The sequence below is a fragment of the Psychroflexus sp. MES1-P1E genome (genome assembly GCF_002836055.1).
Classification (GTDB): Bacteria; Bacteroidota; Bacteroidia; order Flavobacteriales; family Flavobacteriaceae; genus Psychroflexus.
The window spans coordinates 1-12,104 of record NZ_PJBS01000347.1 but is presented as its reverse complement, the minus strand read 5'-3'; the positions used below and the strand labels follow the sequence as shown (position 1 = coordinate 12,104).

12 protein-coding genes and 2 pseudogenes are annotated in these 12,104 nt (G+C 33.3%); 2 read left to right on the top strand and 12 right to left on the bottom strand.

Annotated elements, in window-relative coordinates; translation table 11 throughout:
* Window positions 1-502: 502 nt before the first annotated feature.
* The 9 genes and pseudogenes from CXF67_RS15760 to CXF67_RS15720 form a co-directional block, all read right to left on the bottom strand.
* A complete protein-coding gene (locus CXF67_RS15760) occupies window positions 503-1,210 on the bottom strand; it encodes an outer membrane protein assembly factor BamD (protein WP_102089604.1) in 708 nt (235 codons plus the stop codon).
* Between the two features lie 338 nt (window positions 1,211-1,548).
* Window positions 1,549-2,019, bottom strand: a complete 471-nt coding sequence (locus tag CXF67_RS15755) for a hypothetical protein (RefSeq protein ID WP_102089603.1) — start codon at window positions 2,017-2,019, stop codon at window positions 1,549-1,551.
* Window positions 2,020-2,252: 233 nt separating this feature from the next.
* Window positions 2,253-3,407 carry an acyltransferase family protein gene (locus tag CXF67_RS15750; RefSeq protein WP_102089602.1) on the bottom strand — a complete coding sequence of 385 codons (1,155 nt, stop codon included), beginning with the start codon at window positions 3,405-3,407 and terminating at the stop codon, window positions 2,253-2,255.
* A gap of 93 nt (window positions 3,408-3,500) precedes the next feature.
* Window positions 3,501-4,373, bottom strand: coding sequence for a LytR/AlgR family response regulator transcription factor (locus CXF67_RS15745; RefSeq protein WP_102089601.1), 873 nt, complete (start codon window positions 4,371-4,373; stop codon window positions 3,501-3,503).
* 178 nt (window positions 4,374-4,551) lie between these two features.
* Window positions 4,552-4,749 (bottom strand): serine hydrolase, encoded by a 198-nt coding sequence (locus tag CXF67_RS15740; protein WP_102089600.1) that lies wholly within the window; start codon window positions 4,747-4,749, stop codon window positions 4,552-4,554.
* Between the two features lie 134 nt (window positions 4,750-4,883).
* Window positions 4,884-5,780: a GNAT family N-acetyltransferase gene (locus CXF67_RS15735; RefSeq protein WP_102089599.1), complete on the bottom strand. Its 897-nt coding sequence runs from the start codon at window positions 5,778-5,780 to the stop codon at window positions 4,884-4,886.
* A 292-nt stretch (window positions 5,781-6,072) separates the two neighbouring features.
* A pseudogene (locus tag CXF67_RS15730) lies at window positions 6,073-6,615 on the bottom strand (NAD(P)H-dependent oxidoreductase).
* A gap of 62 nt (window positions 6,616-6,677) precedes the next feature.
* Window positions 6,678-7,175: a Crp/Fnr family transcriptional regulator gene (locus CXF67_RS15725; RefSeq protein WP_102089606.1), complete on the bottom strand. Its 498-nt coding sequence runs from the start codon at window positions 7,173-7,175 to the stop codon at window positions 6,678-6,680.
* Window positions 7,176-7,360: 185 nt separating this feature from the next.
* Entirely contained in the window at window positions 7,361-8,002 is a 642-nt protein-coding gene (locus CXF67_RS15720; protein WP_102089598.1) for a DUF2306 domain-containing protein, read from the bottom strand.
* Between the two features lie 415 nt (window positions 8,003-8,417).
* Here CXF67_RS15720 and CXF67_RS19265 point away from each other — a divergent pair, with 415 nt between their 5' ends.
* Complete coding sequence (locus CXF67_RS19265) at window positions 8,418-8,549, top strand: hypothetical protein (protein WP_102089605.1); 132 nt, start codon at window positions 8,418-8,420, stop codon at window positions 8,547-8,549.
* A gap of 133 nt (window positions 8,550-8,682) precedes the next feature.
* On the opposite strand, the gene CXF67_RS15710 is transcribed toward CXF67_RS19265, so the two are convergent.
* The 3 genes and pseudogenes from CXF67_RS15710 to CXF67_RS15700 form a co-directional block, all read right to left on the bottom strand.
* Window positions 8,683-9,435, bottom strand: a complete 753-nt coding sequence (locus tag CXF67_RS15710; protein ID WP_102089597.1) for a T9SS type A sorting domain-containing protein — start codon at window positions 9,433-9,435, stop codon at window positions 8,683-8,685.
* A 126-nt stretch (window positions 9,436-9,561) separates the two neighbouring features.
* Window positions 9,562-10,206 carry an NHL repeat-containing protein gene (locus CXF67_RS15705; protein WP_180957993.1) on the bottom strand — a complete coding sequence of 215 codons (645 nt, stop codon included), beginning with the start codon at window positions 10,204-10,206 and terminating at the stop codon, window positions 9,562-9,564.
* Window positions 10,207-10,286: 80 nt separating this feature from the next.
* Window positions 10,287-10,571, bottom strand: a pseudogene (locus CXF67_RS15700) (DNA ligase-associated DEXH box helicase); the annotation flags it as partial.
* Window positions 10,572-10,626: 55 nt separating this feature from the next.
* Here CXF67_RS15700 and CXF67_RS15695 point away from each other — a divergent pair.
* Window positions 10,627-11,904, top strand: coding sequence for a M1 aminopeptidase family protein (locus CXF67_RS15695; RefSeq protein WP_180957992.1), 1,278 nt, complete (start codon window positions 10,627-10,629; stop codon window positions 11,902-11,904).
* Window positions 11,905-12,104 lie beyond the last annotated feature (200 nt).

The following is a 12,104-nucleotide window of genomic DNA, read 5'->3' as shown; positions in this document are numbered from 1 at the left end:
ATTAATTATCATTACGAGGGAAACCGATGAATAAAGAAGATTACAAATTATTAATATTCTTAAAAAAGGTTTCCAATTTGACTTAATAAGTATATGACAACTTATTGAATAAATAAATAAGCAAAAAGCAATTCCTGATAATAGGTGTAGAACTTTATTTGGCATTCCAAAATAGTGTTGCAATTGTGCTCAGATTCCAAATAATAGAAATGCTGTTAGTAATGCACCAAAAGCATCAATCAAAATAATCCGCTTGGGGTTCATTATGAGTTTACTTATAAAAGTCTGTTTTCCATTTGGCATTTTCAATATTTTCTATTTTTCAGCTTCCAGGTAACGGTCTGTTTTAAAAGACGTTGACCTGCCTGTCGGTAGGCAGTTCAACACAGTTTAGGTTTTGTTAGCAAAGGTTTTATTTTATTGAATTGCTTTTTTTCACAAGAAGGTTTCTCGATTCACTCCAGCGTTTTAGAATTATGAATAGCTATTTTCTGAAAAAAACTTATAAGTTTTTAATAATATTATTTGTTTGTTCAACCACATCTTCAACCGGTTCAGGTGTGGAGTCAGCAAGTGGTCCTCCTTCTGGCCACATATCAACTAATTTTATTAACTCTTTAATAAGTTGTGCGGACTTATCACCTTCCATTCTTTTGGATATTTTGAGAGCTACCATCGAAAAACCGAATGCATCTTGATATTCTCCGGCTTCAACTATCTTTCCATCACTAACACCAGCGCTGTATTCCTCCACGACAGTTTCCATTAAGAATAAAATAATTTCATTCAAGTCTCCACCAGCATTTTTTTGTAAGAGGGTTATATTTTCTTCAGCTTCAGTTAGCATTGGTTCTATTTCAGAAGCAGGTTTGCCTTCATCCATTGCCTTTGATACTGATTTGAATACTTCTGGATTAAATCCCAGAGCATCAATTCCTGCACGCTCTGCCTGATGCATTTCAGATACTGGATGCATCAAATGTTGTGCTGCCTGATCTGGTTTTCCTGCGCGGTAAAGCGCTAAGCCTACCTCAACATGACCAGACATAAAGGCAATTCTATTTTCAACAGAAAGGGTTTCCATGGCATGATCTTCATGCATCTCCTCTTTTTGAAGTTCTTCATTTTTAGATTTCTGATCTTTTTTAGATTCTCCACAACCGGCTAGGATAAGGGTTGATAGACTAATAATTAATATGTTTTTTCTCATGTTCATTTGTTTAAAAATTACTCAGTGTTATTTTCATATTATATGTTTGCTAGCGTGTTTCAAGCAGCTAATTTACTAAATAAAACAGCATCCAAGAAAGTGCGTTTGGACTTTCGTAAGTAGGCTAGAAACCAGCAATTAATTATACAGGGTGTTGCCTTTAGTTTTTATTTTTTCCGTCTTTTTATCAGTTCCTCGTATTGATTTACTAAATGGTATAAATATGTTATAAAAGCGTCAAAAAAGTCAACAGCTTCTTTCGCATCTAGTCGGTTCACAGTTTGGTCGTGCGAATGCGCTCCATCATTTCCGATTAATCTTAATTCGTTCGCCCAACTTTAAAGAGTATTTCCTAAAATTCCTTTAGAGTTCAGGTTTTTCAATTTAGTAGTAAGGTTCCCTTTAATTTCTCTTTTGTCGATGGAGATAGCTTCTATTCCTTTGTGACACATCATTGCACAAGCATCGTAAGCGTGTGCTCGATAACATTTCAGAGTTTCTTCATAAGGATTATATACAATTTCAGGACAATTTTCAATTGCTTCGTTTTCGGTGTTTGGTAAAAATTGTATTTTGCTATTCAGATAATCATCTCCCTCAACGATTTGAAAACTTTTTTCTTTCAAAAACAGATTTTGACATTTTAAGCACTTACTCAATAACACTTCTGTAACATAACCACACAAATCTTCATTCACAGTGTTTTCAGAAGTATATGAATAAACTATTACTGTCTCGACTACGGAATTGCAAGTCGGACAAAAATTCATTTCTTTAATTCCCTCTATTTTCTTTTCTTCTTCGGTCATTTTTTAAATTGGTGGCAACGTTTAGTATGTGAAGCGGAGCATTCCGCAGGGTGCTATGATTTCATATACGTTGTGTGTGCCCAGTATGGGCGTTTTTCTAGCTACCGAAAGGGAGCTAATTGATTTAGAGGGTGTACTCCGTCATCTGATGGCGGAGCCATCCACTCGATTACCTGCGGGCTTTTTTAATTGTGATTTGCATTAGTACAAACTATTGACATTGAGTTTTATAATTAGACTAATTTCTCGGTTTCAATAGCTGTTCTATTCTTGCGTTTTTCATTCTTCTTTTTCATTCCAAAGAGCACTCGAGTAATTTTAAAAGGATAAATGAACAAACGATATAAGAGTACAATGACAAAAAATGAGCTAATAAAAAGCAGTATCATTTTAACAGGGATATTTACATTCAGCTGAATAATATAATATCCAAAAATCACTATTACTGTTTGATGTAATATATAAAATGGGTAAATAGCCTCGTTCATCCTTTTTAGCAAAAGACTAGGTTTATTGAGGTAAACTTGTCCATATCCTAACAATGTCAAAACAAAGCACCATCCCAACAAACAGCATAAGCCATACCAAATATCCCAACGAACGGAAGTGCTTAAATAGGGTTCAATAGAACCATTGGGTACGAAGTAGTAACTGTAGAATAATAGTGTGCTAATTACAAAAGTAACAAGGTGAAAGCGTCTGTATTTTTTTAGGTTTTCCCAGAACAGTTGTGAGCTCGCAAATAAAATTCCTGTAATAAAAAAGTAGGTATAAAAGAAGGTTTCCGAAATATTGGTTAGAGAAGATGAGCCAGTCGGGTAATCCCTTTTAAGGACTATTGTTAAAATTATTAAGGGTAATCCCCCTAACAATAGACCCATTTTATGAGAAGATATTCTTTCAAACCAAGTCTTAAAACCTTGAGACTTTTGAGATTTAAGAAAAATAATTAATGGAATCACAAGTAAAGAAATAATATAAAGATTCTCTATAAACCAAAGGTGGTTTGTTTCAAATCGTCCGCTCTTGTATAGCTGCCAGTAAGAGCTATATTCATTGATGTATTGAAAATAAGTTTGTGGTGGTACAATAAATAGTATACCAAAAATGAGTGGAATTAAAAGTCTGCCTGTGCGCTCTTTAGAGAATTGCTTCCAAGTCCTTTTAGAAAAAGCAAGGACGGTTCCAGTACCGGATATTAAAAAGAGTAACGGCAGTCTAAATTGTTCAAAGTAGACCATGATGTCGTCCAATAACTTACTAGATTCTGAATTCATAATGTGAAAACCGTCGCCATTAAAAGGCATACCTAGGTGATGGAAATAAACGGCTAAAATGGCAATAACACGTAACCAATCTAAATCGTATCTTCTTGTTGTAGTATCCATTGATCTTATTTTTTTGATGGCAAATATAAAAACAATGCCAATGATGGCTTAGGCTAAGTGACAAACGACACTCCAGAGTGACGAAATACAAACCTACTTTTTATTGCAATTAGTAAAAACACGATTAAATTCTTGAATCTTAGATCGGGATACTGGAATAGTCCCTTCAGAAAAGTTTTTTAAGCGAAGCACATAACCTTGAGCATTGCCTGAAATGGATTTTATAGTCTGCAGATTTACAAGGTAAGAGCGATGCACTTTAAACACATAAGGAAAGGGGTTTAACTGTTCTTCAAATTCTTTCAAAGTCATTCGCTTTAACAATTTTCCAAATCCGGTCACACTGCTGTAAACAATTTCGATATAGTTACTCTCTACTTTTGCAAAAAGAAATGTCTCCATGTTTATTTCAAATTGCTCTCCAGGGAGGGGTGTAACTATGTGTATGGAGTTGCTGCTCGTTATAATTGATGATGGAGTCGCTATTTGTTTTAAAAAGTTAAAGTTACTATTCAATAATCGTTCAAGGTTTAGAGGTAAAATGATCATTAAAATTAAGCTGCCTACCAAAAAAGTGTTCCGAATTTCCTCCCACAAGTACCGAAATGACCAGTTATCGGGATTCATATAAATAAAATCCCGAAGGAAAAAACTGGAAAGACCAATTAAAAAGAGCAGAAGTGCTAGCTGTAAAAATTCCTTGCCTATCGTCCACTGACTTGTATCCTTTACTGTTTTATTTAGTATAATGAGATAAGCTAGAGCAATGGGTATCGGCATAAACGCATGCCCTATTACAATCCATAAACTACTTATTTTGTGCTCAGCTTGGTTAACAACAAATGGCTCAAACAAATAGCTAAACAGAAAGCTTATAATGGCCACACCAAAAAGAAGTATAAAAACTTTTTTATAGTCTTCATAATAAAACGGATAAGCCTGATTTATATATGCCTTAATTTTCATTTAATAGTATTAAGTATTAGGCTAGATTTTTCAGCTTGCAGGTAAGGCTAAGCTGAAAGAGTCATAGTAGCCTTCGTGGCACTTGCCATTCAAATCGCTCCTCAATTTGAATGGGCTATAAGACTTAAAAGTTAACACTCTCCTGCCATTACTTATACAACATGTTAGTCGCTGCTGTTTAGTTATTTAATGCATCTTCTGTTAATTTTTTATAGGTATCCATCATTCCTAAATGTCCGAGCGGAGCTGTATTTGTAAACATGATTCCAATTATTTCTTTATCATAATCAATCCAAAAGTAGGAATTATATGGACCACCCGCCCAAAAGATTTCTTTTGTATCGCCGTTGTCCGCTATTTCAACACCAACCCCCAATCCGTCACGGCTTTGTTATCTGGGAATTGAGGAGACCTTATGAAGAAAATGCATCAACTTTGGAGCTGGTATTACTGATATAAAGTGTTGGAAGATATTATTTCTTCTATTTTCATTAAACTAATAGTTTTTATTTAAGCATGTGATAAAACTGGAAACATCGAATATTTGTCTGTGAAATAACCAACCTTGTCCTTTAACATAAACAGTGTATCATCTGCTTTTAATAAACTTCTATCATAACTCGTTTCGTTTAAAGGAGTAAATCCTAAAACTACTTTTTTTACATCTTTACCTGACATGGCTTGAATGACATTACTTAAATTCAAATATTCTACACAAAATACATCATTTAGATAAAGCGTATCACCTTTAAAATCAGCAATAACGATTGCTTTAAGGTCATCAATATAGTAAATGCTGTTTTTCTTAATAGATAAACAATAAAACATTATTAAAGATGCATTATCGTGCATAGATACCTTTGAAATCGGGACTGACATTTTTAAAGTTTCTTCTAGAAACTCTTTCTCTATGGCATCTTCTATATTAAGCCTTTTTATTGATGAACTACTTCCATTATCGTTAACTGATATTGAATATTGATATTCATTCACTATCTCAAAATTAAATTTAGGATAAAATTCAAGAACACTTTCATTTGCAAAAAGATATATAAAATCTGCCTTTTCTTTCCATTCATCTACTACTCTCTCCAAAAGAAATCTATTAAGTCCTCGATTTTGGTATTCCTTTTTAGTCATTACAGTTCCAATTTGAACACCTATCTTCTTCTCTTCTTCGGTAATAAACTCAATTATGTTAACGGACACATTAGATATAATTTTATCTTCATGCAACAATGAATAAGGAATATATTTATCACTCCAATATCCATTTAAATACCATTCTTCCATACTGAAACCAAATGTAATCTCTGTCAGTATATTGAAACTTGCTCTAATGTCTTTGTTATGCTTATAATCATTATCAAAACCATAAATTATAGTATCTAGCTTTATTTTTTCCATTTTATTCTTTTGAAGAATTTATTTTTCTCAAATGTCATGCTTGAATTTGAAATGAAGGGCATTAAAAATATGGGATTCAGGTCATTAATGCAACTCATTTCGATTTAAAAAAAAGTCAAATTTTTAAGCCTTTCTTATCATTTTGTATTTTATCAGATCTTTAAATCTTGAATTTAAAGATCTGATAAAATTACACCAAACTATAAATTTTAAAAATACCACACTTTGTATTTTTAAAATTTACCAATAACATCTATTTTAATTTCTCACCTAACAGGGCTATTTTCTCTAATCACTTTTTCCTGTAGTCAGTTTTTGAGTTTTTAACCGGTGAAATATAGGTCGCTTTAACAGGACTAATTCCACAAAACTCTAGAGTCCCTTTTTTGAATTGATTGATAGCAGGGCTTTTCATAATTAGGAAATTATACCATTTAGGGGTGTCAGCTGTTATAATGATTCTTGCTGTTTTTCCTTTCAATAATTTTTTTGGCAGTGCTTTTCCTTGGATAGGTTGAAAGGTGATTCCTGGTAAAAATGTACGGTCGATAAATCCTTTCATCAATGCGGGATATCCATACCACCACATCTGAAACACCTAAACAAAATATGGTCTGTTTTTTTAATTTTTTTCTATACCCTCAAATAAATCCGGTTCTAGTTCTTTTCTTTTTCTATACCCAAACTCCAGATTAGGATTAAAATCCAAGTCTGCAATGTTAATTTGAGTCAAAATGGCATTGGTTTTATTGGCCCCTTTTAAATAAGCTTCCGATAGGGCATAATTATAACTCTGCTTGTCGGTATGTCCATTAATAATTAAAACTTGTTTCATAATTTGTTCTTTATTTCTAAACAAAGAACGCAAGTATGTAACGCCTTTAAAAGGACATATGTCTAATTCGAAATCGACTTTCTAATGCGACTTAAATGCCGCTGGGTAATTCCTAAATAAGAGGATAAAAAATTTAGAGGGATTAATTGTAGATATTGAGGTTGGTTTTTGAGTAAGTCTTCACACCGCTTTTCAGCACTTTCTTTTTGCAATATGAAGATTCTTTTCTCTAACTTTAAAATCTCATCTCTTGAAATACTAAACAACTCAATATCTGTGAGGGCTTGAATATTCTCTACCGTTTTGGTTTGTGATAAAAATGAAGAATAGGCACTAACAAATGTATTAGAAAACGTAAAACAATAGGTGACTTCTTCTTCTGCAGATGAATAATAAAAGGATCTAAATAGCCCAGAAACATTAAAGGCTACTTCTTTAGAAGTCTTTCCCTCTCGGACAAAATAATCGCCTTTCTTTAATGTTTTGCGAATTACTTTGCTTTCGAATACATCAATGTCTTCATCCGTAAGTATGTTAAATGATTTTAAGTAATCTCTCATTTTTTTAATTGCTTGTACTGTGAATGTATAATTGCTGCTACATACAGACAAAAACATCCAAATTAAAATAATAAAAGAAAACGATTTTAAGAAAAATTTTAAGAGTTTTTAATTTCCGACTAGATACTATATAGCCTTGGATCATACAGAAAAGATAGCACACCGCTGGCTGGCGATATGCTGAGTTATTCTCTAGAAACTGTTTTTTTATTTATTTTTCTAGACCAGTATGTTATTATAAGTCCACCAATAATCCCAGGAATAAACCAACCATAAAAACTCGGAAAAAATTGATTCACTACAACAAATGCGGTCGTTGCAGCAATATACCCACCTAGCATTTTACCTAAATGCAATTTTAACCATCCTTTTCTCAATCGATCAGGATTTTTATACAATACTAAATCTTTAACTGAAAAAATCATCCCAACTATTCCAAATACTACCAAAACTATATGTACACTATTTGTAAGTATAATAGGTAGTGTAATCATTAAAAATCCAGTGATAATCATGCTGATTGATATCCATTTATCAATCTTCAAATCAGGACTTTTTCTTTTGAATTTCAAAGCTCTATTACCCGTTAAAACAAAATATAAACTAAAAATTCCGACAGCAAATAAAAATGGACTTTCGTGATTGGGCAAAACAGCGACTATCATAGCTATTATTCCAGATAACATCATGGAATAGAAGAAAAGTAATCCAAATTTCCTATGAATCGTTTTCCCTTTTTTTGCAATTATTGATACTAAACCAGCAAGCAAAGCAACCCCGCCAAATGTTGCATGAATATAAATTAAAACCTGTATCGTGTTTTCCATTTTTCCAGTTTAATTAAGTTGTTCAAAACTAGGGGAATTATCTCCTTTAGCATATTTTTAATTTCCGAACTGTAGTTTTTTATGTATGGGTTGTTCTACTAGTTATCAACTAATAACAAATTTAATTTATAAGGTCGTATATATAAATTGAATTATACTACGACGTAGTTCAGCACAGGTCTTTTGATTGATTCAAGTTAAAAATAATTGGTATTGCCTCAGCTACAGTGATTTTTTTTGATAAAAACTAGGCGAAAAAGCCTGTGCCGAATTCGTATCGGTAAAACGATTCGTGGTGACTTTATAGATTCAAATTGGTATTAAACTTGTAGGGGTAGAGGGCTCTAAAACTACCAATAACTTTTCTTTCAAACGCTACGAATTTGCATAAGGTGCTAGTAATAAGTTTTGGGAGATCGCAGTAGATAGATTTGATATTATCACCAGATATGGACGCGTAGGTAACAAAGCACATGAAAACAGGAAGAGTTTTAGAAGTCAAGTAGCAGTTCAAAGAAGAAATATGATGGATAGGTGTGAAGACTAGAAAAGGGTATAGACAGGTATAAATGTCTATTTCTACAAGTGAAGAAAGTTTAAATTTTAATCAATAAGAGATATCAGAATATAAATTAGACTTTACCAAAATGGATGCCTTTCTCTATACAATGAAAGCTTACTTATAAATTAGATTTTAAAAATTTCATACTAATAAAGCCTTTTAATGTTTCGAATTGAATTATATACAAGCCATTTTTAATAGCTAAGGAAGTTAGATTTATAAATTGTTGTTGATTAGGAATAGAAGTGAATAATTTTCTACCGGTCAAGTCAAATATGTTAATTTTACTAATGTCCTCAATACCTTCATAATTTAATATGTCATTTACTGGATTGGGATATATCCTAACTTTATTACTTAAAACGTCCGTTGTGCTCAAAGTACCGTCTAGAATTAGTAATTTACTAATTATTATATCAAACCCAGTAGGGTTAAAAAAGTTAGCATATCCTGTAACAAATAATGTTCCATCGTCTGTCAACAACATGTCATCTTGTGAATTATTCCCTAATCCTACGCTCATTGAAAAAACTCCTGGTGGAGTGCTACTAATAGCATCATTAAAACTAGTATCTAAAGTACCATCGGCAAGTAAACGCATTAATAATCCGTCTTCTCCTACAGTTCCAATCCTTCCTCTAAATAAAACTAATAATTTACCATCAGGCTGTATGATTATATCTCGACCAGAATCTTGTGCGTTTGTGATATTATAAACTTCGACTCCTTCGGCACCAAACGATGAAATAGGGCTGCCTGTACTATCGAACAGTCCTACAGTTAAACCTAAACCACAAAGAGCGATTGTCGAGCCTTTAATATCAATTGCAGCACTCAAGTTTACGTTTGAGATTTTAAGAATACTATTCATACCAAAAGTGCTATCAGGTACTCCATTTAAGTCTATTTTTTGTAGATGTGTTACTCTACCTGTTCCAGCGCTGGGGATACCTCCCGAAAGTAAATGTAGAGATGTTCCCGATTGAAAGAGATCATTTCAAAAGGTTGAGAAACCGCGGTAATCTAAACTGAGCATGCCAGATGTACCAAAGGAGTTATCTACAACACCTGTCGTGTTTATTTTATAGACTGCAGTTTTGTATCGATAGGGAGAAATCGAAAAGCTGTAGTTCCGCACTGCGATAACTTTATCATTATTTAAAGTAAAAATTTTTCCATTTCCAGCAGAACCTATCGCGTCTGAAGGAGTTGGTATCGTTACTATTCCGTTGTTGCCGTAGGAAACATCCCTGCTACCATCACTATTCAAACGTATCACATTTAAATCACCATTAAAATTAGACGATATAATAATTTTGTCGTCATTTTGGATCGCATAATCATAGATAGCAGAAGTAAAAAAACCTGAATCATTTTGAACACCGTTTATTCCAAAATCTGAACATCTAGTACCATCTTGATTGACACAAATAAGCAAAAAGTCATTCATAATGTTTCCGTTGGATCCGGAACGACCGGCTACAATAAGGGAACCGTCTGTTCTTTTTAAAACACGCATTCCATTTTGCATCTCATTATTATAATCAATATTCTGACGTCCTGTGGGGTTTTGGAAATTTACTGTGTCATAAGTCTGCGCAGTTGCAACTGCGGTGAATAATAACATAAATAGTAATTTCACAACATTATAATTTAAAAACATGACGTATATTTTTTTGTTGTAACAAACTTAAGGAACGTAAATCATGGCAACAACAATTATTATTCCCAAATTAATTGCATCCTTTTGATGCGATCGGTTAGTTTTTCACTGCTTAATTTTTCGCGCAAGAGGTCAGTAAAGATAGGGAAAGAAAAAGGGGTAGGTTGTTTGCAGGCTTTTCAGACGATGGTTTGATTTTCTATACGTTCAAAAGCTTCTCGCAATCGGTATTTCTCAATTTCTTGTTCGTAGGTTTCTATGTAGGCCTGTCTAAAAAGCAGGTTATTTGGTTCATTATCTCTAAAGACCTCAAATAATAACTCACTGCTGCTTTGTAGGTATTTTTATCTGGATCGCTTTGTTGGCATAACAGATAATGCCATTTGTAAAAAGTATGGCTTGGCCGATTTTGAAATGAAAGCACATCCTTCAGATTTAACCGTATTAGGAGTTAACGAACTCACAAGAGATGCAGATTGGGTAGATTTTGAAGCTACTTTAAGTACCTCTGAAGATCAAATTGCCATAGCACTAGGGTATTTAAAGAAAGAATGGATGAAAGACGGGAGGCGTTATTTTCACTATAAAAGGGATAGGATGATGGCTAGAATGAAGGCATCATTAGCCTATAATTCGAAAAAATTTAGCGCGTATCAACACAAGCAATTACGAATTATAGAATTCCTTAGAATCTATGGAAGTTTTGCGCAATCGTATCCAAACACCATTCCGTTTTCTGAAAGTCATGGGTTTATTGCCGATGTAGATGATAGCGATGCTGGGGGTGTAGACTTTGCCTTTGGTGTAACTTCACACGAAGTGGAACATCACTGGTGGGTACATCGAGTGATTGGAGCCGATGTTTTGGGGGCATCGATGCTTTCAGAAAGTATATCGGAATATGAGCGTTTAAAAACCTTAAAACAAGAATATGGAAAAAGCCAGAGGCGCACTTTTTTTAAGTATGCCTTAGATCATCATCTAAGAGGACGTAAAAATGAAAGTAGTGGTCAAGATTCATTAATGTATGTTGATGGTCAATCTTATATACGGTATTCAAAAGGAGCATTGGTTTTTTATGCCTTGAGTGATTATATGGGGGAGGAAAACTTGAATAGTGCAGTACGTAAGTTAGTAGAAAAGAATAAGTTTCAAGGTCCTCCTTATACCACTTCAATGGAATTGGTTGACTATATAAGAGAAGTAACGCCAGATTCGCTACAGTACGTTATTAAAGACATGTTCGAGACCATTTCCCTTTATGAGAAAAGAGTGGTTGATTATAAAACCACAAAATTAGAGAATGGAACCTATCAAAAAGACATAGAATTCAATGTTAGCAAGTATAGAAGTGGCGCAAAAGGAAATAAAATTTATACTGATGACAGCATCGAATCTATAACGTATCAAAATGATTCAGGAGGACAGATGAGTTCACTCCCATTAGCCGATTATATTGATATCGGTGTTTTTGGAGAAGAAGAAATTGATGGTGAAAAGAAGGTTGTAGAATTGTATTTACAAAAGCACAAAATGACGGCGATACACAACACGGTTACTATTATTGTAAATCAAAAACCAACCGAAGTAGGAGTAGACCCCTATAGTAAGTTAATCGATACGGATTCTGATAATAATAGAATGAATAGTGATGAGGTTAAAAATATCTTTTTGTGAATACATAAAAAAATTAGACATAAAGGATGATAATACATTGATTATGTGGGAATCACACTTTTGTATTTAAATAAAAACCGAGTAATTACTAAATATGTGAGTCTGATAAATTGCTTTTAATGATGAATCATCCACTGGATAATCCCTAATTGAAAATATACTACACTGCGTGGCCCCTGCTTCGGACCTTTTATGCAGAA